General features: G+C 55.0%; 19 protein-coding genes. 11 read left to right on the top strand and 8 right to left on the bottom strand.

The genetic code is table 11. The features are described from left to right. Positions 1-35: 35 nt before the first annotated feature. From ssuB to ssuE, 5 genes are read right to left on the bottom strand one after another with little or no spacing between them, the layout of a single operon-like run. A complete protein-coding gene (gene ssuB, locus PO881_RS06810) occupies positions 36-827 on the bottom strand; it encodes an aliphatic sulfonates ABC transporter ATP-binding protein (protein ID WP_101760939.1) in 792 nt (263 codons plus the stop codon). Continuing rightward, entirely contained in the window at positions 824-1,612 is a 789-nt protein-coding gene (ssuC, locus tag PO881_RS06815; protein WP_101760938.1) for an aliphatic sulfonate ABC transporter permease SsuC, read from the bottom strand. Before ssuC ends, ssuB begins: the two co-directional genes overlap by 4 nt. 11 nt (positions 1,613-1,623) lie before the next feature. Beyond that, on the bottom strand, positions 1,624-2,769 hold the full coding sequence (gene ssuD / locus PO881_RS06820) for an FMNH2-dependent alkanesulfonate monooxygenase (RefSeq protein ID WP_192413844.1): 1,146 nt from the start codon (positions 2,767-2,769) through the stop codon (positions 1,624-1,626). Positions 2,770-2,771: 2 nt separating this feature from the next. Beyond that, positions 2,772-3,740: a sulfonate ABC transporter substrate-binding protein gene (locus PO881_RS06825; protein WP_137385505.1), complete on the bottom strand. Its 969-nt coding sequence runs from the start codon at positions 3,738-3,740 to the stop codon at positions 2,772-2,774. A 10-nt stretch (positions 3,741-3,750) separates the two neighbouring features. Then, the gene (ssuE, locus tag PO881_RS06830) at positions 3,751-4,302 is read right to left on the bottom strand and encodes an NADPH-dependent FMN reductase (protein ID WP_101760936.1); all 552 of its coding nucleotides are present in this window, start codon (positions 4,300-4,302) and stop codon (positions 3,751-3,753) included. Positions 4,303-5,057: 755 nt separating this feature from the next. Here ssuE and PO881_RS06835 point away from each other — a divergent pair. The 5 genes from PO881_RS06835 to PO881_RS06855 all read left to right on the top strand — a co-directional run bounded on the left by PO881_RS06835 (position 5,058) and on the right by PO881_RS06855 (position 10,324). Then, positions 5,058-5,885: a hypothetical protein gene (locus PO881_RS06835; protein ID WP_192413842.1), complete on the top strand. Its 828-nt coding sequence runs from the start codon at positions 5,058-5,060 to the stop codon at positions 5,883-5,885. A 97-nt stretch (positions 5,886-5,982) separates the two neighbouring features. After that, a complete protein-coding gene (locus PO881_RS06840; protein ID WP_277974711.1) occupies positions 5,983-7,500 on the top strand; it encodes an oligosaccharide flippase family protein in 1,518 nt (505 codons plus the stop codon). A 2-nt stretch (positions 7,501-7,502) separates the two neighbouring features. Next, entirely contained in the window at positions 7,503-8,504 is a 1,002-nt protein-coding gene (locus PO881_RS06845; protein WP_280172652.1) for a glycosyltransferase, read from the top strand. A gap of 119 nt (positions 8,505-8,623) precedes the next feature. Continuing rightward, positions 8,624-9,634 carry a quinone-dependent dihydroorotate dehydrogenase gene (gene pyrD / locus PO881_RS06850; RefSeq protein ID WP_192234385.1) on the top strand — a complete coding sequence of 337 codons (1,011 nt, stop codon included), beginning with the start codon at positions 8,624-8,626 and terminating at the stop codon, positions 9,632-9,634. Between the two features lie 147 nt (positions 9,635-9,781). Then, the gene (locus PO881_RS06855; protein ID WP_101760931.1) at positions 9,782-10,324 is read left to right on the top strand and encodes a cell division protein ZapC; all 543 of its coding nucleotides are present in this window, start codon (positions 9,782-9,784) and stop codon (positions 10,322-10,324) included. A 5-nt stretch (positions 10,325-10,329) separates the two neighbouring features. Here PO881_RS06855 and PO881_RS06860 read toward each other — a convergent pair whose 3' ends face one another. Further along, on the bottom strand, positions 10,330-11,439 hold the full coding sequence (locus tag PO881_RS06860; RefSeq protein ID WP_280172653.1) for a YcbX family protein: 1,110 nt from the start codon (positions 11,437-11,439) through the stop codon (positions 10,330-10,332). A gap of 108 nt (positions 11,440-11,547) precedes the next feature. On the opposite strand from PO881_RS06860, the gene rlmKL reads away from it, so the two are divergent. The 6 genes from rlmKL to rmf all read left to right on the top strand — a co-directional run bounded on the left by rlmKL (position 11,548) and on the right by rmf (position 19,495). Then, positions 11,548-13,665: a bifunctional 23S rRNA (guanine(2069)-N(7))-methyltransferase RlmK/23S rRNA (guanine(2445)-N(2))-methyltransferase RlmL gene (rlmKL, locus tag PO881_RS06865; RefSeq protein WP_222210645.1), complete on the top strand. Its 2,118-nt coding sequence runs from the start codon at positions 11,548-11,550 to the stop codon at positions 13,663-13,665. Positions 13,666-13,670: 5 nt separating this feature from the next. Further along, positions 13,671-15,581: an ABC transporter ATP-binding protein gene (locus tag PO881_RS06870; RefSeq protein ID WP_137385513.1), complete on the top strand. Its 1,911-nt coding sequence runs from the start codon at positions 13,671-13,673 to the stop codon at positions 15,579-15,581. A 15-nt stretch (positions 15,582-15,596) separates the two neighbouring features. Beyond that, on the top strand, positions 15,597-16,880 hold the full coding sequence (gene pqiA / locus PO881_RS06875) for a membrane integrity-associated transporter subunit PqiA (protein WP_192413834.1): 1,284 nt from the start codon (positions 15,597-15,599) through the stop codon (positions 16,878-16,880). Then, positions 16,852-18,495 carry an intermembrane transport protein PqiB gene (gene pqiB, locus PO881_RS06880; protein WP_192413831.1) on the top strand — a complete coding sequence of 548 codons (1,644 nt, stop codon included), beginning with the start codon at positions 16,852-16,854 and terminating at the stop codon, positions 18,493-18,495. The genes pqiA and pqiB overlap by 29 nt, the downstream gene beginning before the upstream one ends. Then, positions 18,492-19,058 carry a membrane integrity-associated transporter subunit PqiC gene (gene pqiC / locus PO881_RS06885; RefSeq protein ID WP_101760925.1) on the top strand — a complete coding sequence of 189 codons (567 nt, stop codon included), beginning with the start codon at positions 18,492-18,494 and terminating at the stop codon, positions 19,056-19,058. The genes pqiB and pqiC overlap by 4 nt, the downstream gene beginning before the upstream one ends. Before the next feature lie 269 nt (positions 19,059-19,327). After that, on the top strand, positions 19,328-19,495 hold the full coding sequence (gene rmf, locus PO881_RS06890; protein WP_071531634.1) for a ribosome modulation factor: 168 nt from the start codon (positions 19,328-19,330) through the stop codon (positions 19,493-19,495). Positions 19,496-19,561: 66 nt separating this feature from the next. Here rmf and fabA read toward each other — a convergent pair whose 3' ends face one another. Further along, positions 19,562-20,080, bottom strand: coding sequence for a bifunctional 3-hydroxydecanoyl-ACP dehydratase/trans-2-decenoyl-ACP isomerase (gene fabA / locus PO881_RS06895; RefSeq protein WP_101760924.1), 519 nt, complete (start codon positions 20,078-20,080; stop codon positions 19,562-19,564). A gap of 67 nt (positions 20,081-20,147) precedes the next feature. Then, the gene (locus tag PO881_RS06900; protein ID WP_280172654.1) at positions 20,148-22,010 is read right to left on the bottom strand and encodes a Lon protease family protein; all 1,863 of its coding nucleotides are present in this window, start codon (positions 22,008-22,010) and stop codon (positions 20,148-20,150) included. Positions 22,011-22,030: the final 20 nt, after the last annotated feature.

Consider the following 22,030-nt stretch of genomic DNA (forward strand, 5'->3'; position numbering starts at 1 on the left):
CATCCGTAGCGGCGCGATTTATCGCGCGTCTTCAATTAACTCTGCTGCGCAAACTTCAACGGCTGCTCTGACGAGCCGCGCTTCATCACCCGATCCAGCACTTCCGCTTCCAGCTCTGCCAGACGTGCCGATCCGCGACGGCGTGGGCGCGGTAAATCGACGATCAAATCCAGGCCAATCTGGCCTTCCTCAATCAACAATACGCGATCGGCAATAGCTACCGCTTCGCTGACATCGTGCGTCACCAGCAGCACGGTGAAGTTATGCTGCTGCCACAGCGACTCAATCAATCCCTGCATTTCGATACGCGTCAACGCATCCAGCGCCCCGAGCGGTTCATCGAGCAGCAGCAAACCTGGGCGGTGAATCAGCGCACGCGCCAGCGCCACGCGCTGTTTCTGCCCGCCAGACAACGCGGCAGGCCACTCGTTGGCACGATCCGCCAATCCCACGGCTTCGAGTGCTTCCAGCGCGGCGGCGCGCCATTCGCGGCCTTTCAGTCCCAGCCCAACATTATCAATCACCTTTTTCCACGGTAGTAAGCGTGAATCCTGGAACATCAAACGCGTATCTTCGCGTGCCTCGGATAATGGCGCATTACCCGCCAGCAACGCCCCGCGCGTGGTGGATTCCAGACCCGCCAGCAGGCGCAGCAAGGTACTTTTCCCGCACCCACTGCGGCCGACGACGGCGACGAACTGCCCGGAGGGGATGTGCAGGTCGATATTATTCAGGATGGTGCGATCGCCATATTGCTTGCTGACGCCATTCACACCAACCGGCGTACCGCGATTTAAGCGCGCCGGATTTAGGGTTGCGTTGCTCATGCGTTCTCCTTCACTTGGTAGGCCGGATGCCAGCGCAGCCAGACGCGCTCCAGCAGTTGTGCCGCGACGTCGGCGAGTTTGCCGAGCAGGGCATAGAGAATGATGGCCACCACCACCACGTCGGTTTGCAGGAATTCACGGGCGTTCATCGCCAGATAACCAATGCCAGAGTTAGCGGAAATGGTTTCGGCGACAATCAGCGTCAGCCACATCAGGCCAAGGGCAAAACGTACGCCAACCATAATCGAAGGCAGCGCACCAGGCAGAATCACCTGAATGAACAGGCTCCAGCCAGACAAGCCGTAGCTGCGCGCCATCTCGACCAAACCCCGATCAATATTACGAATGCCGTGATAAGTATTCAGGTAAATCGGGAACAGCGTGCCCAGCGCCACGAGGAAAATCTTGGCGGATTCGTCGATGCCGAACCATAAAATCACCAGCGGAATCAGCGCCAGATGCGGCACGTTACGCAGCATCTGCACCGAGGTATCCAGCAAGCGTTCGCCGACGCGCGAGGTGCCGGTAATCAAACCCAGAATCAAACCAATCGAGCCACCAATAGAGAAACCGATGGCGGCACGCCAGCTGCTGATCGCCAGGTTTTGCCACAGTTCTCCGCTCACCGTCAGCTTCCAGAAGGTGATGAGGATGTTTTCCGGCGACGGCAAAATGCGCGTCGACAGCCAACCCACTTGCGATGCCAGTTGCCACAGCGCAATCAGCACCACCGGCAACACCCACGGCAATACAGCATTGGTCAGCCTGGTTTTAACGTTCGCCATCATCTGCTCCTTTAGCTCTGCGACACTTTTTGCGGCGTGAAATCGTTGGCCACCGCTTCACCGTGCGCTTGCACCACGCGCGGCTTCGGCACTTCCGGAATCGCCAAATCGAGGTGCGGGAACAGCAACTCACCTACGCGATAAGCCTCTTCCAGATGCGGATAGCCGGAGAGAATAAAGGTCTCGATGCCGAGATCCTGATACTCCTGCATGCGCGCCGCCACGGTTGGGCCATCGCCCACTAACGCGGTGCCTGCGCCGCCGCGCACCAGGCCGACACCGGCCCACAGATTCGGGCTGATCTCCAGCTTGTCGCGACGTCCACCGTGCAGTGCGGCCATACGCTGCTGGCCCACCGAATCGGTGCGCGCAAACGCGGCCTGCGCTTTGGCAATGGTGGCATCGTCGAGATGGGCAATCAGGCGATCCGCCGCTTGCCACGCTTCTTCATTGGTTTCGCGCACAATCACGTGCAGACGAATCCCGAAGCGCACGGTGCGGCCTTGTGCCACCGCTTTGGCGCGCACTTGCTCAATCTTCTCTTTAACTAACGCCGGCGGTTCGCCCCAGGTGAGATAGACATCGACCTGTTCAGCGGCCAGATCCTGCGCGGCATCTGATGATCCGCCAAACCACAGCGGCGGACGCGGTTCCTGCACCGCTTTAAACATCAGACGCGCACCGCGCACCTTCACATGCTTGCCTTCGTAATCGACGGTTTCGCCTTCGCTCACCCGCCGCCAGACGCGGGTAAACTCAGCGGACTCTTCATAGCGCTCACGGTGATCGAGGAACACGCCATCGCCGGCTAACTCTTCCGGATCGCCGCCGGTGACCAGATTAAACAGCGCGCGACCATTCGACAGACGATCCAGCGTGGCGGCCTGACGCGCCGCCTGCGTCGGTGAAATCACGCCCGGACGCAGTGCGACGAGGAAACGCAGACGCTGCGTAACCGGAATCAATGACGCCGCCACCAGCCAGGCATCTTCACAGGAGCGACCGGTGGGGATCAGCACGCCGCCGAAGCCAAGGCGATCCGCTGCCTGCGCAATCTGTTGCAGATAACCATGATCAACCGGGCGCGAACCTTCCGCGGTGCCGAGATAGTGACCATCGCCGTGCGTCGGGAGAAACCAAAATACGGATACGCTCATGATTAATTTCCTTTAGGCTGGGCGGATTGTGGATGCCAGATGCGGTCAGCAATATTCACTTTTACCGGCATCAGATGATTGGCATAAAACAGATCGGCCGTTTGCTGTTGGGCCTGCGCGGTATGGGCGCTGACCGGCGTAATGGTGGTCGGTGGACGATGGTCGAGATAGCTGGCAATCACCGGTTTCGGTAAGCCCATCGCATTCGCCAGCAGATCGATACTCTGGTCGCGCTGGCTGCGCGTTAACGCATCGGCTTCGCTGAAGGTATTCAGGACCTGCTGCACAAAGGCGCCGTTCGCCTCGGTGTATTTGCGCGTGGCTAAATAGAAGGAGCCGGTTTGATTGAGTTTGCTGCCGTCGGCCAGCACGCGCACGTTGCCTTGCAGCAGCGCGGCAGAGTAATAAGGATCCCAAATTGCCCAGGCATCAACATCACCTTGCTGAAACGCGGCGCGCGCATCGGCAGGCGTCAGATAGGTTGGCTGGATATCTTTAAAACTCAGCCCGGCCTGTTCCAGCGCACGCAGCAGCAGGTTGTGCGAGCTGGAGCCTTTCTGGAACGCCACTTTATGGCCTTTCAGTTCGGCCACGCTGTGAATCGGGCTGTCTTTCGGCACTAAAATCACTTCGGCTTGCGGCTTGGGTGGCTCCGAGCCGACATACAGCAGATCGGCACCTGCGGCCTGCGCAAACAGCGGCGGGATGTCGCCGGTGCTGCCCAAATCGATGCTATCGACGTTAAGCGCCTCGAGCATCTGCGGGCCCGCCGGGAATTCCACCCACTTTATATTGGTGTGCGGGAAGCGCTGCTCCAGCAGCTTGTGGGTTTTCGCCAATACCATGCTCACCGAACCTTTCTGGTAACCGATGCGCAACTGTTCTGGTGCGTCGGCGGCCTGTGCGCTCACGCTCAAGGTGAGCAGCGCCGCGACGGCTGGCATGAGTAAACCCGTCAATATCCTTTTCATCTCTCTTCCTTTATACCGCTTGTGCGTAAGGTGGGTGGCGACGATGTAGCGCGTGCCAGAAGGTATCCAGCGCTTCATCAATGCGTTGCGACAGCAGCGGATCGAGCAGCGGCTGGCGGTCGTAATCGGTAACCTGGCCGTCAGTGGCGAACACGCCGTGCAACACTTCCTGTGCCTTTAGCGCGTTGAGTACCGGCTTCAGCGCGTAATCCACCGCCAGCAGATGTGAAGCGCTGCCGCCGCTGGCCAGTGGCAACACCACTTTGTGTTCCAGCGCGCGCTCGGGCAGTAGATCCAGCAGGGTTTTCAGTGCGCCGGAAAACGAAGCCTTATATATAGGCGTGGCGACAATTACGCCATCCGCCAGCGCCAAATCGGCTTTCAACGCGGCCAATGCGGGAGAATCGAAGCGTGCATAGAGCAAATCTTCAGGCTGGAAGTTGTGAATATTCCATGGAATCACTTCGACACCGCGTGCTTCCAGCGCGTGCTGGCACAGGCTCAGCAGCGCAGTAGAGCGTGAAGGGAAGCGAGGGCTGCCCGCCAGCGTAATAACCCGCATGGTCACTCCTTATAACTGAAAGTTATTGATTATCTGATATTCAGAACTGATGTGCTCAATACTGTCAGAGCAGGCAGCGAGGCTTAAATGATTTATCTGGTAATCCTAAGTCGCAAAATGGGATAGCCAGTAGCATATAAAGAGGGGATGAAAACGCAGGTTTCAGGCGCTTAGGTATAATCTGAAAAGCGAGGCTGCAAGGGTGCAGTTATATAAATCCTGCGGCCTCAGTGAATGACGTTAATGATTAAAGGGCGTGATGCATGGGTAAAACAGAGTAGTAACCAGAGAAATATATTTATACAGACCGCGCAGTTACCGATTGCATGCAGTGCTTGATATTGAAAGTTATGGAAAAAGATAAACAATTCTCCACTATTCACTCCCTCATGAATCGGATAAAACTGAGCAACAGTTGTTTATTTCCTAATTTACCGTGGTTTTTATTTCACGAAATTTATGTCTAAACGCGAATAAAGGTTAATAAAATACGCACTATTCAATCCCCTTGTTACAAGTCATGCAAATTTTCGCCGATCAACATCACACTTCATGCAGCTGCGCTGAACAATTAATTTCGTAAGTTACATGTTAATGCTAATCGCGGTTGGAATTACAATTCCAGGCCTGTTTATAATCGGTTGAGCTAATTTCCGCTAGAACACGATAACGATATTTCACTTATTTATTTACGCCCGCGTTTTGTGGCGTGAACTGCCGTTGCGGCAAACCAATTTATTTTTAGGGAGATATATATGGGTAGTTCTTCATTTGCTCAGGATTTAACTGAGCAGCGGGTCGCGCCTGCCACCTTCAATCGCATCTCACCCTCGCCTAACGCTGCAGAGGAGCTGGTATGTTACTGGCTGCAACCCGATGCTGCGGGATCGCATCTCACCTCTTCATTGCTGCCGACCTTTCCGCACAGCACGCCGGCTGAAGATGATTTCCTGCTGTTCAGCGCGGAACGCAGCGCCTTGCCGGCCAACCTGCTGCAGGACGTGGCAAAGCTCAGTGACCAGCGTCCCGAGCTAAACTGTTTTGTGGTCTCACTGGCGAAGCGCGAGCTGGCGAACGGTTTACACTCTTCTCTGCAGCTGTTTCAGCAACTGCATGCGCAGCGCTGGTGGCAGCAGGGCGGCTTTGTGGTGATCTTGCGTGCTGGACTGGCCCGCGCGGGTGGGCCGCTGACGCGTATTCAGGATGTGATGCTGGCCGGATTACTGCATACGCAAACGGCGTGGGTGCTCGATTACGCCAGTGAAGCGTCGCTGACCACTCAGGTAGAAGCCTCGCCGCGCTTAACCTATCAGCAATTTATTACCGATTATGAAAAACTCACGCGATTGTCACACTATATTCCGGAGCGAAACCGCTATCGGGAAAGTTATTTACGCAGCGGCTTATTACAATTAGTCCAGCACGAGTTAAGTGGTGCCGATAAATTCTCAGATAATACCCGCCATGCATTAACCTACTTTGCGGAAAACTTCCCGGCCAAAGGTGCAATGGAAAAACTCATGTTGAAACAACCTGACATCTATTTCTCCATGATGAAAATGAGAAAAAAGCTGGGCGCTTAGCACCAACGTTAATTTTAAGAATAACTCCGGTGTGCGCGTGAATACTTTTATGTCACGCTTAAGGCCACTGAGATAATCCCCAGATGCCAAAACACCTATGTCTATAAAACGTAACGCGATTGCCAACTATGTTGGTCAAATCTATCTGACGCTGTCAGGTATTTTGGTTGTACCACTTTATATTCAACACTTAGGTATGGAAGCCTACGGTTTAGTGGGCTTCTTTTCGATCTTATTAACCTGGCTGCAATTACTCGATGCCGGTGTTTCGACCACCTTGATGCGGGAAGCGGCGCGCTATCGTGCTAATCAGGCGGAATTTGTCTGGTTCCCGGCGCTGTTTGCCACGCTGACCAAATTCTTCCTGTTCTCCACGATTGTGCTGGTGGTGTTGGGTTGGCTGGCGACACCGTGGATTGCCACGCACTGGCTGGATGCGCGTCATCTTCCGGCGGGCGATGTGGTGATTGCCGTGGCGATTATGGTGATCACTGCGGCGATACGCTGGCGCACCAGTCCGTATCGCAGCGTGATTGTGGGCTTCGAACATCAGGTGTGGCTGAACGGCGTCAACCTGATTATCACCACCTTGCGCACCTTTGGCGCGGTGCTGGTGATTCAATTCTTCTCTAATGCGGTATTGGCGTTTTTTGTCTGGCAGTTGCTGGTGTCGATTGCCGAAGCGGCCTGCTGTATCTACAAATCCTGCCAGCTGATCCCCAAAGCGGCGCGCAAAGAGAAGCGCGGCGATCTGAAAGAGGTGCTGAAACCCTTTATTCGTTTTGCGCTCAGCGCGGCATTTTCCAGCGCGGTGTGGACCTTTATTTCGCAAATCGACCGATTGGTGCTCTCCAAGACGCTGCCGCTAAGTGAATACGGTTCATTTACCGTGGTGGCGACCGCCGCGACCGGTATTCTGCTGCTGAGTAGCCCGATCATGCAGGCCATCGTGCCACGCATGACCGGCATGAAAACCCGCAAAGAGGGCGATGCGGAGTCCTTAAAACTTTACCGCTACACCACGCAGGCGGTGGCGATCTTTATGGCGCCGCTCAGTATCACCATCGCCTGTTACGCCGGCCCGCTGCTGTGGGCGTGGACGCAGAAAAGTCAGATTGTTGATGAGATGTCGTTTGTCCTTAGCCTGTACGCATTAGGCAGCGGCATTCAGGCTATCTGCGGTTTGCTCTATCACCTGCAATACATCAACGGCAACCTCAAGCTGCACATGAAAGGCTTCACCTGCTTTGCCGTGCTGCTGGTGCCGCTCAACATCTGGTGCGCCATTCACTACGGCGCACTGGGCACCGGTTGGCTGTGGCTGGGCCAGAACATCTTCTATCTGGTGGGCTGGGCGTGGCTGGTGCATCGCCGCTTTGCGCCGGGCATTCATTTCACCTGGTTAACCCGCGACGTGATGCTGATTTGGGCGGTTTCTGCCGTCGTCGCCTGGCTGAGCACCATGCTGCCGATCGAGTGGAACCAAAATCGCTGGCTCAACCTGCTGTGGCTTGGCTTGATTGGCGCGTTCAATCTCGGCGTCTGCTGTCTGCTGCACAGTGTGGTGTTGAAGCGTCTCAGAATTCCGTTGTTTAACGTTGAGGAAAGAGGATGAGCATGATGTCATCTCACCGTATCCCTTCGGTTTCGGTCATCATACCGAACTGGAATTGCGCGCCCTGGCTGCCAGAAGCGATGGGTTCATTGCTGCGTCAGTCATCGCCGCCGGAACAGATCATTGTTATCGACGATGGTTCCAGTGACAGCAGCGTAGCCTGGCTCACGGCGTTTGCGGCTCAGCATCCGCAGGTAATCCTGCTAAGCGGTGAGCGCGGCGGCGTCAGCGCCGCGCGTATGAAAGGGCTCTCTGTCGCAACCGGTGATTTTGTTTACTTCATGGATGCCGATGATTTTGTCTCCACCGACTTGTTCGCCGACTTCCGTCGCGTGCAGGCGCGCCATGAAGATATCGATCTGTTCTGCTTTGGCGCGAAAATGTTTTTTGATGTGCCTGCCGCGCAGCGCCACTATCAAACCATTCACCAGCGTCATGTCAGTGGATTGCTGCCCGGCGGCAGCACCAGTTTACGTACGCTGATGCAGCATCAGTCGGCGCATCGCGTCGTGTGGAGCAGCATCATTTCGCGTCGCTTGATTGATCAACTGGCGCTGCAGTTTCTGCCGATTCAAAACCATGAAGATGCGCCTTACATGTTTGCGCTCTATCTGCAGGCGCGTAACATTTATTGCACCAGCCAAAGCTACTACTACAAACGCTTTATGCTGACGTCGCTGTCGCAAAGTACGCGCGATTTTTCCTATGTGAAAAATTACTTTATTGCGCGTGAAAGCAGCGAACAGTTCCTGCGCGATCGGCAACTGCCGGTGGATGCGGCGTTGCTGGATAGCTATTACCAAACGGTGATGCACAGCTGCCTGGCGCAGATGCGCAAAAATCACATGGTGATCCCAACGGATTGGCAACCGCAGGTGAATCAGCTGGTGCGCAATGTGTTGCAGCATAGCGCGCGTCTGAAGCTAATGTGGTATTGCCCGACGATTTACAGTGGCTTGCAGGCGTGTCGCGAACAGCTTGGCCGCTATTCTGCACGACGCTGATAACGATCAAATTGTGATGCAGTAGAACAATTTACTTTTGCGCCAGCGCACCTTACCATTCTGGCGCACATTTTCCCGTGCACCCCGACTTCCCTGGTTTCCGTCATTGAGGAGAGTGCATGTTATATCCTATCGTCCGGCCAGCGCTGTTTAAGCTTGATCCTGAGCGTGCGCACGAACTCACCTTTCAACAACTGCGTTTTATTAGCGGCACCCCGCTGGAAGGGCTGATTCGCCAGTCGCTGCCATCACGTCCGGTAACCTGCATGGGATTAACCTTCCCGAACGCGCTCGGCTTAGCGGCCGGTCTCGATAAGAATGCCGAGTGCATTGATGCCTTCGGCGCGATGGGCTTTGGTTTTGTCGAAGTGGGAACGGTAACGCCGCTGGCGCAACCGGGAAATGATAAACCGCGTATGTTCCGCTTAGTGCCTGCCGAAGGGATTATTAACCGCATGGGGTTTAATAATCTCGGCGTTGATCATCTGATTGCCAACGTTAAAAAGTCGCGCTTTAAAGGCATTCTCGGCATCAATATTGGCAAAAATAAAGATACGCCGGTCGAGAAAGGCAAAGACGATTATCTGATCTGCATGGAAAAGGTATATGCCCACGCCGGTTATATCGCCATCAATATTTCGTCACCCAACACGCCAGGATTACGCACGCTGCAATATGGCGAAGCGCTGGACGATCTTCTTTCTGCCATCAAATTAAAACAGCAAGAACTACAACAAAGGCACCTTAAATATGTGCCGGTGGCGGTAAAGATCGCGCCGGATCTGACTGAAGAAGAATTGATCCAGGTTGCCGACAGTTTGGTGCGCCACAATATTGATGGTGTGATTGCCACCAATACCACGCTTGATCGTTCGCTGGTGACCGGCCTTAAATATGCCGAAGAAATGGGCGGATTAAGTGGTCGTCCGGTGCAGTCACGCAGCACCGAAGTGATTCGCCGCCTGGCGCAAGAGCTGCAGGGCCGCTTACCTATTATCGGCGTCGGTGGTATTGATTCGCTGGTTTCTGCGCGTGAGAAAATTACCGCGGGTGCAACATTAGTGCAGATATACTCTGGATTTATTTATAAAGGCCCAGGCTTAATTAAAGATATCGTGACCCACCTCTAAGACATTTCCCACTTTACTGCGCCGAGGGGTTTATTTATCCCTTCGGCTCGTTTATATTTTGTCCTGCTGATGCCTTTTTCAGCTTTTTCTCAGATTTATTTTTTAATTAAGCGCCGTTTAGCGCAGCGATAAACCACAGGGCAGATCATGAAAATCAAACCTGATGACAACTGGCGTTGGTATTTCGACGCTGATCATGACCGCATGATGCTGGATTTAGCCGACGGCATGTTATTTCGCTCGCGCTTCTCGCGCAAAATGCTGACGCCTGATGCCTTTAATGTCAGCGGTTTTTGTGTTGATGACGCCGCGCTCTATTTTAGCTTTGAAGAACGTTGCCGTCAGAGTGGATTAAAAGGCGATCAGCGTGCGGAGTTAGTGTTAAACGCGCTGGTGGCTAGTCGTTTTCTCAAACCCCTGATGCCAAAAAGCTGGCACTTCACCAATCACGCGCACAGCTGGCAGCCCGCTGCGGGCGATATGGTGGCGGTGACGCTGGCTGATAGCGGCGAACAGGCACAACTGTTTGTGGTTGAAAGCGGTGAGAATGCCGCGCTGTGCTTATTAGCGCAAAACGCGTTAACCGTGGCGGGTAAAGGTATGCAGTTGGGTGATGCGATTAAGATCATGAACGATCGTCTACGTCCGCAGCAGCAGGAACAAACCGCCCACTTTGCGCGGGCGGTGTAATCGGCTTACGCCAGTTCGATATCGCCTGCCGGAATACAGCTGCAGCTTAAGATGGTACCATCCGCGCGCACCGCGCTTTTCTTCAGTGCCTTCACTTCACCCGCCACCAACGTCACTTTGCAGCTGCCACAAATCCCGGCGCGGCACGAGTAGGGAATGCGGAAACCCTGCATTTCCAACTGTTCCAGCAGCACTTGCTGATTATCGCCGCTAAAGCTCGTACCCTGATAATCGATGCTCACCGCGCTGTGGCTGCTGGCGGCTGGCGCCAGCGTTTCGACCACGGCGCCCGCACCGTAAGCGCGTGGGGTTTGCTTCTCGATAATGGTCACCGCATCGCCGACGCGAATAATGCCGCTATTAAGGGCGATCAAATTCAGGCCGAAATCGATATCGCCGCTGCCATCCTGCCCGCTGCGAAAACCCTGCAAGGTCGAGAGCGGTTCGCCATCAGGATGTTTACGGCCGCTTTCGGTACCGACGGTAGTAAACACGCAGCGGCTGCACGGCTTCGGCATCTCAAAGGTGATCTCGCCAATTTGCAGGCGTTTCCAGCTATCTTCTTCCCAGGCGGCCGCGCCGCTCACCACCAGATTGGGACGGAACTGCTCAACGCGCACGCTGGCCGGACAGCGCTGCTGCAGATCCTGCAACGAGGCCATATTCACCAGCAGGTAAGGAAAACCGTCGGCAAAGCTTAGCGGCACATGATCAAAACGCTTCACGCGGCGCGTCGGTTGCACGCCGGTCCAGCGCAGCTGCACCGGACGCGGGAAGAAGGTGCTTAACCAGTTGTTGATCGCGTCAGGTGCAATATGCGCGGTGAAATGGTTGCCCCAGACTTCGGTGGGTGACTGCTCAGCGGTGAAATCAGCGAAGCGGATCAGCGCCTGCGAACCATCCGGTGCCTGCAGAAACAGCCCGTCCGGCAGCAGCGCCGGGGTAAAGCGCACCATTTCCGGAAACTGGCGGGCGGTCACGAACGTGCCGTCCCGTTCGGTCACCATAAAGATGCGATCAAAGCCCAGACCGCTTTCCAGCACCTGCGCATGTGACAGTTGCAGACCGCGCATAGATTTAACGGGATGGATGTAAAGGCGTGAAAGCGTAATCATCACCACTCCAAAAAAGGGGTCATAAGTTTTAAAGAAGCTAACTTTATGACATAGCACGCTGATTCGCTATAATGCGCAGCAATTTAAGCAAGAGTAAAAAGTGACGATATGAATTCTCTGTTTGCCAGTACGGCGCGTGGGCTCGAAGAGCTGTTGAAAAGTGAGCTAGACGCGCTGGGTGCGCAGGATTTGCAGGTGGTGCAGGGCGGCGTCCACTTCCAGGCCGACGACCATGTAATGTACCAAAGCCTGCTGTGGAGCCGTCTGGCTTCGCGCATTTTGCTGCCGCTGGGAGAATTTGGCGTCTGGAGCGATCTCGATCTTTACGTGGGGGCGCAAAGTATCCCGTGGACCGAGATGTTCGACAGCAACACCAGTTTTGCCATCCATTTTAGCGGCACCAACGAGGTGATCCGCAACAGCCAGTTCGGTGCGCTGCGCATTAAAGATGCCATCGTCGATAGTTTTACCCGCCAGAATCTGGAGCGCCCGAACGTTGATCGTGAACAACCGGGCATCCGCATCAACGCGTGGCTGAACAAAGATCGCGTCAGCATCGCGCTGGATCTAAGCGGTGATTCACTGCATCAGCGTGGCTATCGCCAGCAAACCGGCGCAGCGCCGCTAAAAGAAACCTTAGCGGCAGCCATCGTGATGCGTTCCGGTTGGCAGAGCAGCACGCCGCTGGTCGATCCGATGTGTGGTTCCGGTACGCTGCTGCTGGAAGCGGCGTTGATCGCCTGCGATCGCGCGCCTGGCCTGCTGCGTACCCATTGGGGCTTCAATCGCTGGAAGAAACATAATCAGGCTGCGTGGCAGGAAGTTCATGCTGCCGCGAAAGAGCGCGCGCGCGTGGGCACCGCCGCTGCGACCGCCCGTTTCTTTGGCTACGATAATGACAGCCGCGTGCTGGAATCAGCGCGCGCCAACGCCCGTCGTGCAGGCGTGTTCGAGCTGTTCACCTTTGCGCAGCAGGATGTGATTAAGCTGAAAAATCCGCTGGCGGGCAAAGAGATTACCGGCACGGTATTGAGCAATCCGCCGTACGGTGAGCGTCTGGAAAGCGAACCGGCGCTGATTGCGCTGCACAGCCAGCTGGGCCGCATCATGAAGCAGAACTTTGGCGGCTGGAATCTGTCGCTGTTCAGCGCCTCGCCAGAGCTGCTGAGCTGTTTGCAACTGCGTGCCGATCGCCAGTTCAAAGCCAAAAATGGTCCGCTGGAGTGCGTGCAGAAAAACTATCAGCTGGCTGCGACCAGCGCAGAAGGCGGCGCGCAGATCGCCGAAGATTTTGCTAACCGCCTGCGCAAGAACCTGAAGAAGCTGGAGAAATGGGCGCGTCAGTCGAATATCGATTGCTATCGTCTGTACGACGCAGATCTGCCTGAATACAACGTAGCGGTCGATCGTTACGCTGATTGGGTGGTGATTCAGGAGTATGCGCCGCCGAAAACCGTGGACGCGAACAAAGCGCGTCAGCGTCTGTTCGATGTGATCAGCGCTACGCTGAGCGTGCTGGAGATCCCGGCCAATCGTCTGGTAATGAAGACCCGCGAGCGCCAAAAAGGCAAAAGCCAGTATCAAAAGCTGGGCGAGAAGGGCGATTTCTTCGAAGTGCAGGAATTTGATGCGCGTCTGCTGGTGAATCTCACCGATTATCTGGATACTGGTTTGTTCCTCGATCACCGTATCGCGCGCCAGATGCTGGGCAAAATGAGCGCAGGCAAAGATTTCCTCAATCTGTTTGCGTATACCGGTACCGCCAGCGTACACGCCGGTTTAGGTGGCGCGAAAACCACCACCACCGTGGATATGTCGCGTACTTATCTGGAGTGGGCCGAGCGCAACCTGCGCCTTAACGGTTTAACCGGCCGTAATCATCGCCTGATGCACGCCGATTGCCTGAGCTGGTTGCGTGAGAGTGACGAACAGTTTGATTTGATCTTTATCGATCCGCCGACGTTCTCTAACTCTAAGCGCATGGAAGACGATTTCGACGTGCAGCGCGATCACATGATGCTGATGCAGAACCTGAAACGTTTGCTGCGTCGCGGTGGCACCATTATGTTCTCCAACAACAAGCGCGGCTTCAAAATGGATCTCGACGGCTTAGAACGTCTGGGTCTGCAGGCGCAGGAAATTACCCAAAAAACGCTGTCGCAGGATTTCGCGCGCAACCGTCAAATTCACAACTGCTGGCTGGTTAGCCACGCCGGTAAGGAATAAGTTTTATGTCACTGATCAGTATCCATGGCGCTTACCTCTCGTTCAGCGATGCGCCGCTGTTGGATAACACCGAACTGCATATCGAAGAGGGCGAACGCGTCTGTCTGGTTGGCCGTAACGGCGCCGGTAAATCGACGCTGATGAAAATCATCAACGGCGAACAGCCGCTGGATGACGGCCGCATCATTTATGAGCAGGATTTGGTGGTGGCGCGTCTGCAACAGGATCCGCCACGCAACATTACCGGTTCTGTTTATGACTTCGTTGCCGAAGGCGTGGCCGAGCAGGCGGAGCATCTCAAGGCTTATCACGCGATTTCCCATCTGGTGATGGAAGATCCGAGCGAGAAGAACCTGAACGAGATGGGTCGTTTGCAAACCATCCTTGACCATCAGAATCTGTGGCAGCTGGATAGCCGCATCAACGATGTGCTGCAGCAGATTGGTCTGGATGCGGATACCGAGTTGTCTTCGCTGTCTGGCGGCTGGCTGCGTAAAGCGGCGTTGGGCCGCGCGCTGGTGAGCAACCCGCGCGTACTGATGCTCGACGAACCGACCAACCACCTTGATATCGAAACCATTGATTGGCTGGAAACGTTCCTCAAGACATTCACCGGCAGCATCATCTTCATTTCGCATGACCGTTCGTTTATTCGCAACATGGCGACGCGCATTGTCGATCTTGATCGCGGCAAGCTGGTTTCCTGGCCGGGGAACTACGATCTGTTCCTGACCGGCAAAGAAGAAGCGCTGCGTGTCGAAGAGATGCAGAACGCCGAGTTTGACCGCAAGCTGGCGCAGGAAGAAGTGTGGATCCGTCAGGGCATCAAAGCGCGCCGCACGCGTAACGAAGGCCGTGTACGTGCCTTGAAAGCGCTGCGTAACGAGCGCTCTGCACGTCGTGAAGTGATGGGCAAAGCCAATATGCAAGTCGGCGAAGCGGCACGTTCAGGCAAAATCGTGTTTGAGATGGAAGATGTCAATTACAGCGTGGGTGGCAAAACCCTGGTGAAAGACTTCTCTACTCAGGTGCAGCGCGGCGACAAAATCGCCCTGATTGGCCCGAACGGTTGCGGTAAAACCACCTTGCTGCGTTTGATGCTGGATCAGCTGAAAGCCGACAGCGGCCGCGTGCATTGCGGTACCAAGCTGGAAATCGCTTACTTCGATCAGCACCGCGCTGAGCTGGATCCGGATCGTACCGTGATGGATAACCTCGCTGAAGGTAAACAGGAAGTGATGGTTAACGGCAAACCGCGCCACGTGCTCGGTTATCTGCAGGACTTCCTGTTCCATCCGAAACGCGCCATGACGCCGGTGCGCGCCTTGTCCGGCGGTGAGCGTAACCGCCTGCTGCTGGCGCGTCTGTTCCTCAAGCCAAGCAACCTGCTGATTCTCGATGAACCGACCAACGACCTTGACGTCGAAACGCTGGAATTGCTGGAAGAGCTGGTGGATGGTTATCAGGGCACCGTGATGCTGGTGAGCCACGACCGTCAATTCGTCGACAACACCGTGACCGAGTGCTGGATCTTTGAAGGCAACGGCGAAATCGGCACCTTTGTCGGTGGCTATCACGATGCTCAGCAGCAGCGCGCAGCCTATAAGCAGGGCAAAGCCTCGCAGGCTAAACCGGCTACACCGGTGAAAACCGCTGAGAAAAGCGACGCCGCCAAACGTCCGGCCAACAAGCTAAGCTATAACCTGGCACGTGAGCTGGAACAGCTGCCACAAAAACTCGAGCAGCTGGAAACCCGCATCGGTGAGTTGCAGGCTAAAATGAGTCATCCAGATTTCTTCAGCCAGCCACACGATAAAACCCAGCCGGTTCTGGATGCGTTAGCGCAAACCGAGCAGGAGCTGGAAGTGGCGTTCGAACGCTGGGAAGAGCTGGAAGCACTGAAAAACGGCGCGTAATCGGAAGGAGTCAGCATGTGTGCAGCGGATCAAGCGCATCAGTGGAGTCTTTGTCCACAGTGTGATTTAACAGTAAAGCTGCCCGCTGTACCGGTTGGCAGCCGTGCGCGTTGCCCGCGTTGTCACACCACGCTGCAAGCCAACTGGCAGGAGCCGCGTCGACGTCCGACCGGCTACGCCTTTTCGGCCCTGTTCATGCTGGTGCTGGCCAATCTGTTTCCTTTCATCAATATGCACGTCGCGGGATTGAGCAGCCAGATATCGCTGCTCGAAATCCCCCAGGTGATGGATCGCGAAGATTACCGCAGCCTGGCAACGCTGTTTCTGCTGTTTGTGCAGGGCATTCCTGCCTTCTGCATGATCACCATTATTCTGCTGGTCAATAACGTCCGCATGCCGCACAGCCTGCGGCTTGGGTTGGCGCGCGTGCTGTTTCAGCTGCGTAGCTGGGGCATGGCGGAAATTTTTATGGCCGGCGTGCTGGTCAGTTTCGTTAAGCTGATGGCGTATGGTGAGATTGGCCTCGGCAGCAGTTTTTGGCCGTGGTGTCTGTTCTGCGTGTTGCAATTGCGCGCTTTTCAATGTGTTGATCGCCGTTGGGTGTGGCACCGCATCAATCCGTTACCGCCGTTGCCGAAAACGCCGCTGGCCGGTGTTAGCGGCCTGAAGCAAGGTTTGCGTAGCTGTCCGTGTTGTACCGCGATTCTGCCCGCTGACCAACTGGCGTGCCCGCGTTGTGGTGTGAAGGCGCATGCGCGCCGCAAGCACAGTCTGCAGTGGACGCTGGCGCTGCTGATCACCTCGGTGATGCTCTACATTCCCTCGAATATCATGCCGATCATGGTGACCGAAACGCTCGGTTCGCAATATCCTTCGAACATTATGGCCGGGGTAATTTTGCTATGGAGCGACGGTTCGTGGCCGGTGGCGCTGGTGATCTTCATCGCCAGTATCATGGTGCCTTCGCTGAAAATGCTGGCGATTGCCTGGCTGTGCTGGCACGGCAGCGGACGCGGTGGGCGCGATGATGAAAAGATGCACGTGGTTTATGAGGTGGTTGAATTCGTTGGCCGTTGGTCAATGATTGATGTGTTTGTAATCGCCGTTCTCTCTGCGCTGGTGCGGATGGGTCGGCTGATGAGCGTGTATCCTGCGCCGGGCGCGCTGCTGTTTGCCATGGTGGTCATCCTCACCATGTTTGCCGCAATGACCTTTGATCCGCGCCTGCTGTGGGATCGACAACGAGAAACTGAACGTAAGGAGCCGCGTCTTGACGGACAACCATCACGGGACTGCTAAGGTCGACCAGATTAAACGCTGGTCGCCGGTCTGGATTGTACCTATTGTCACGCTGTTAATCGGCGGATGGATTCTTTTTTATCACTTCAGCCATCAGGGCCCGGAAGTGACGCTGATTACCGAGAATGCGGAAGGCATCGAAGCCGGTAAAACCACCATTAAGAGCCGCAGCGTCAACGTCGGTGTGGTGGAAAGCGCGGTTCTGACCGACGATTTGCACCATGTAGAGATTAAAGCGCGTCTTAATTCGGGCATGGAAAAGTTGCTGCAGGGCGACAGCGCATTTTGGGTGGTGAAACCGCAAATTGGTCGCGAAGGCATTACCGGATTGGGCACGCTGCTTTCCGGTGCCTATATCGAGCTGCAGCCGGGCGCGAAGGGCGATAAGCCGGAACGTTATCAACTGCTGGATGCACCGCCGCTGGCGCCGCCGGATGCCAAAGGCATTCGCATAACGCTCGACAGTAAAAAAGCCGGTCAGCTTAATGCGGGCGATCCGGTGCTGTTCCGCGGTTATCGCGTAGGTTCAGTGGAAACCAGCAACTTTGATACCGATAAACGCATGATGACTTATCAGCTGTTTATCTCGGCGCCTTACGATCGCCTGATCACCACCAACGTGCGTTTCTGGAAAGACAGTGGTATTGCCGTCGATATGTCTGCATCAGGCATGCGCGTAGAGATGGGATCGCTCACTACGCTATTCAGCGGCGGCGTCAGCTTTGATGTGCCGGACGGCGCTGAGCTGGGCCGGGCGGCGGAGAACAAGGCGGAATACCATCTGTACGACGATCAGCGCAGCATCCAGGATTCGCTCTACAGTGCTCATACCGATTTCCTGCTGTTCTTCACCGATTCAATTCGCGGCTTGCAGGTTGGCGCACCGGTTGAGTTCCGCGGCATTCGTTTGGGTACGGTGTCACAAGTGCCTTATATGATTCCGGGCGTGAATCAGGCGCTGAATACGGATTATCGTGTGCCGGTGCTGATTCGCATTGAGCCGGATCGGTTTGTTAATCGCCTGGGCGGAGATTTCAATCTTGAGCAGCATCTGCAGGATGGCAAAAAACGCGGTCTGCGTGCGACGCTGAAAACCGGCAACCTGCTGTCTGGCGCGCTTTTTATCGACCTCGATTTCTACGATAACGCACCGGCGTATCAAGGCCCGAATCAGGTGGCTGGCCTGGAAGTGATTCCAACCGTCAGCGGCGGCCTGGCGCAGATTCAGCAGAAACTGATGGCGGCGCTGGATAAGATCAACGGCTTGCCACTTAATCCAGTGCTGAATGAAGCCACAGGTACCTTGAAAGAGAGCCAGCGCACCCTGCAGCGGCTGCAGAAAACGCTGGATAACCTTAATCAGATCACGGCGAATCCGGCGATGAAAACCCTGCCTTCAGACATGCAGCAAACCCTGCGCGAACTGAACCGCAGCATGAAAGGGCTGCAGCCAGGTTCACCGGCTTACAGCAAGCTGGTGGGCGATATGCAGCGGCTTGATCAGGTACTGCGAGAACTGCAGCCGGTGCTGAAAACGCTGAATAGCAAAAGTAACGCGCTGGTGTTTGAGGCCAAGCCGGGCCAGGATCCACAGCCAAAGAGGGCGAAACAGTGAAAAAAGGGCTAATTATCGGGGCGCTGTTGCTGCTGGCAGGCTGCAGCAGCACCATTGAAAATACCTATTATCAGCTGCCTGCGGGCAGCAATGTGGCGCGCGTTGAAAGTGCCGCGGGCACTGGCCAACCGATGATTTGGGTTGAGCAAGTAACGGTACCGGATTACATGGCGGGCAATGGCCTGGTCTATCAGACCAGCGATGTGAAGTACGTGATTGCAGCCAATAACCTGTGGGCCAGTCCGCTCGATCAACAGCTGCAGCAAACGTTGATCAGTAATCTCAGTAAAGCGCTACCTGGCCGCCTGGTTGCCGGTGCGCCGCTGGGCGATACGCACGATACGCTGTCGGTAAACGTTACCGGTTTCCAGGGACGCTACGATGGACAAGTGGTGGTGAGTGGCGAATGGTTACTGCAGCATCAAGGACGCCTAATCAAACATGGCTTTAATCTGACGCTGCCGCAAACCGAAGATGGCTACGATGCGCTGGTACGTACTCTGGCTCTCGGCTGGCAGCAAACCGCACAACAAATCGCAAATAGTGTCGTTTCGCTAAATTAAGATTTGTTCGATGCTTATGCTAAGTCCTTGATTTACTGTAGTGTGATCGCAGTCAAATCAGGGGCTTTTTTTATTGCCTAATCAGCCAGATAGACGATCAACTGACAATTCTACATGGCACTTTAACGTCAAAAACATGACATTGGCGTGAATTTTGCGCATTGACCTTTCTTCGGCATCGGGTTAGAACATTACTGTGGTTGAACATTATATCGCCACTCTTTCTTTCCACCCAGATTCCACCAGACCTGAAATGAGGGAAACGAGGCATGAAGAGACAGAAGAGAGACCGCCTGGAACGAGCACATTCACGAGGCTACCAAGCCGGTATTACGGGCCGCTCGAAAGAGATATGCCCTTATCAATTGATCGATGCACGGTCTCACTGGTTGGGAGGTTGGCGTCAAGCCATGGAGGACAGGTCAGCGGTGGCCTAGCACTGCTGGATGTCTAACATTATGGAAGAAACCTCCGCTGCGTGCGGAGGTTTTCATTTGGAAGGATTAGAAAGCTGAAGTGTCTTTGAACAGACCCACTTTCAAATCGGTCGCAGAGTAAATCAGGTTCCCGTCAACGAAGACTTCGCCATCTGCCACGCCCATCACCAGTTTACGGTTAATCACACGTTTGAAGTGAATTTTATAGGTCACTTTTTTGGCGGTAGGCAGGACTTGTCCAGTGAACTTCACTTCACCCACGCCCAACGCGCGGCCTTTACCTTCTGCGCCCAGCCAGCCGAGGTAGAAACCTACCAGCTGCCACATCGCATCGAGGCCGAGGCAACCCGGCATTACCGGATCGCCAATGAAGTGGCAGTCAAAGAACCACAGGTCAGGGCGGATATCCAGTTCGGCTTCGACGAAACCTTTATCGAATTTACCGCCGTCTTCGGTCATTTTGACCACGCGGTCCATCATCAACATGTTGTTGGATGGAAGCGGCGGTCCATTTTCGCCAAACAGTTCGCCGCGACCCGAGGCAATCAGGTCTTCTTTACTATAGGATTCGCGTTTATCTACCATGTTCTCAATATGCCTTCTTTTAGTGAAGCCCGAATATTAGCGAACAGTTGTACGCTGAGCAATGTTATCAGCTGTGGTTGAACCAGTTGAGCCAACGTAGTGGCCACGGACGCAGGCGAGCTTCCTGCTGGTTCAGCTGGGTAATACGTTCCTGAATGGTGCTAAGCAGAGATTCGCCGCTTTCACTCTGCCAGGCAATGCCGGTCAGCAGCGGCAACGCTTCATCTACGCTCTCAATGGCCCAAAGATGGAATTGTCCGGCCTTAACCGCTTCCACAACATCCTGATTCAGACTGAGATGGCGCGCGTTACTGGCAGGGAAAATGACACCTTGCTTGCCGGTCAGTTCACGTGAATGACAGATTTGGAAGAAGCCTTCAATTTTTTCGTTCAGGCCGCCGACGGGCTGCACGTTACCAAACTGATCAACTGAGCCGGTCACCGCAATCTGCTGGTTAACCGGCTGATTAGCCAGCGCACTGATTAACGCACAGAGCTCGGCCAGCGAAGCGCTGTCGCCATCCACTTCGGAATAGGATTGTTCAAACACCAGTGAAGCGGAGAAGGGCAGCTGTTGCTCTAGCTCAAGCTCGGCAATCAGGTAGGCTTGCATAATCATCATGCCTTTCGCATGGATGTTGCCACCTAATTCGGCTTTGCGCTCCACATCGGTGAACTCGCCATCGCCCGGATGTACTACACAGGTAATGCGCGAAGGTTCTCCCCACGGACGCGGATGGCCTGGGAACTCAACCACCGAAAGGCCGTTGATTTGCCCAACCACTTCGCCTTCGGTTTCAATCATGATCTGATTAAGCAGGATTTCATCACGCATGCGATCGGCGAGGAAGCCTTCACGCCATTGGCGCGCTTCCAGCGCTTCTTTCAACGCTTCGCCATTGATGCAGTCGCCATGCAGCGCCGCTTCTTGCAGCTGGCGACGCAGCCAGCGCGGGCAAAGCGGCAACGTGTCTTGATCACCGGTCATGCGTGCTGCTTCGGTGATCAACAATGGCCAGAAATCGGCTTCAGGCTGCGCTAATCCGGCTTGTTCGGCTTGCGTTAGCGTCCACTGGCACCATGACGTCATGTCATCTTCGTCGAGAATTTGTAAGCTCTCTTCGAATTCGCTATACAGCGCCATCTCATGAACTTCGACGTCCATTTCCTGGAAGGCGGCCAGTGCATCACGGTCGCCACACAGTACCAGACGCAGTTGCAACGGTAGCGGGGGAATGGCAACGGGCAATGGTTGACGCTCATCCTGTGAATACCAATCGAAGCGACCTTGCTCAATACACTTACGCAAACGCAGCCACAGCAGCGGCTGTGCCAGTAAAGTGTTGACCGCAAGAATCAACGTACCGCCATTGGTGCGATGCAGTAAGCCCGGTTCAGGCTGCACACGGTCTTTATATTGACGTACGCAACCGAACAACTGTTCAGCTTCAATCCAGTCGGCGAAATGCACGCCGCCCTGGCTGGTGAAGGGGCGATTGATATCGGTTGGCGGTAGAAGACTGACGTTATCGCCCATCACATGATAGTCGCCACCGTAAAGAGAAATCTCATCCGGCTGGAAACGTTGCGCCGCATCGGCGATGCAGGCCAGGTAATCGCTGTTTTCCTGACTGCGTAACAGCAGCAGCGGAAAACCCAGGGTTTGATGATGCAAATGCGCCAGCGCATTCAGCAGACGCGGCTGAACCGCGGCAAGACTATCGCAATCTTCCAGTGAGACGTTCGAGAAAATGGATTGGTAGCGGTCGCTATCCGGCTGCAGGGCTTGCCACGTAATTTGAGTGCTGGTCAAAATATTCGCATTAGTCTGATTTAGGAAAAGCGCGATTATACAGGAATCAACCTGGTTAATCACGGCGGAGTTCCGGCCCGGATTGTGACGGCTGCAACATGTTTTTCCTTGCTGCATCCAGGAAAAAAGCTGTTATT

Origin of the sequence: Pantoea sp. SS70 (assembly GCF_029866845.1) — a bacterium.
GTDB lineage: Bacteria > Pseudomonadota > Gammaproteobacteria > Enterobacterales > Enterobacteriaceae > Pantoea > Pantoea leporis.

Coding starts and splice junctions, on each gene's coding strand:
- ssuB (WP_101760939.1), bottom strand. CDS start 827: ATGAGCAACGCAACCCTAAATCCGGCGCGCTTAAATCGCGGTACGCCG.
- ssuC (WP_101760938.1), bottom strand. CDS start 1,612: ATGGCGAACGTTAAAACCAGGCTGACCAATGCTGTATTGCCGTGGGTG.
- ssuD (WP_192413844.1), bottom strand. CDS start 2,769: ATGAGCGTATCCGTATTTTGGTTTCTCCCGACGCACGGCGATGGTCAC.
- PO881_RS06825 (WP_137385505.1), bottom strand. CDS start 3,740: ATGAAAAGGATATTGACGGGTTTACTCATGCCAGCCGTCGCGGCGCTG.
- ssuE (WP_101760936.1), bottom strand. CDS start 4,302: ATGCGGGTTATTACGCTGGCGGGCAGCCCTCGCTTCCCTTCACGCTCT.
- PO881_RS06835 (WP_192413842.1), top strand. CDS start 5,058: ATGGGTAGTTCTTCATTTGCTCAGGATTTAACTGAGCAGCGGGTCGCG.
- PO881_RS06840 (WP_277974711.1), top strand. CDS start 5,983: ATGTCTATAAAACGTAACGCGATTGCCAACTATGTTGGTCAAATCTAT.
- PO881_RS06845 (WP_280172652.1), top strand. CDS start 7,503: ATGATGTCATCTCACCGTATCCCTTCGGTTTCGGTCATCATACCGAAC.
- pyrD (WP_192234385.1), top strand. CDS start 8,624: ATGTTATATCCTATCGTCCGGCCAGCGCTGTTTAAGCTTGATCCTGAG.
- PO881_RS06855 (WP_101760931.1), top strand. CDS start 9,782: ATGAAAATCAAACCTGATGACAACTGGCGTTGGTATTTCGACGCTGAT.
- PO881_RS06860 (WP_280172653.1), bottom strand. CDS start 11,439: ATGATTACGCTTTCACGCCTTTACATCCATCCCGTTAAATCTATGCGC.
- rlmKL (WP_222210645.1), top strand. CDS start 11,548: ATGAATTCTCTGTTTGCCAGTACGGCGCGTGGGCTCGAAGAGCTGTTG.
- PO881_RS06870 (WP_137385513.1), top strand. CDS start 13,671: ATGTCACTGATCAGTATCCATGGCGCTTACCTCTCGTTCAGCGATGCG.
- pqiA (WP_192413834.1), top strand. CDS start 15,597: ATGTGTGCAGCGGATCAAGCGCATCAGTGGAGTCTTTGTCCACAGTGT.
- rmf (WP_071531634.1), top strand. CDS start 19,328: ATGAAGAGACAGAAGAGAGACCGCCTGGAACGAGCACATTCACGAGGC.
- fabA (WP_101760924.1), bottom strand. CDS start 20,080: ATGGTAGATAAACGCGAATCCTATAGTAAAGAAGACCTGATTGCCTCG.
- PO881_RS06900 (WP_280172654.1), bottom strand. CDS start 22,010: ATGCAGCAAGGAAAAACATGTTGCAGCCGTCACAATCCGGGCCGGAAC.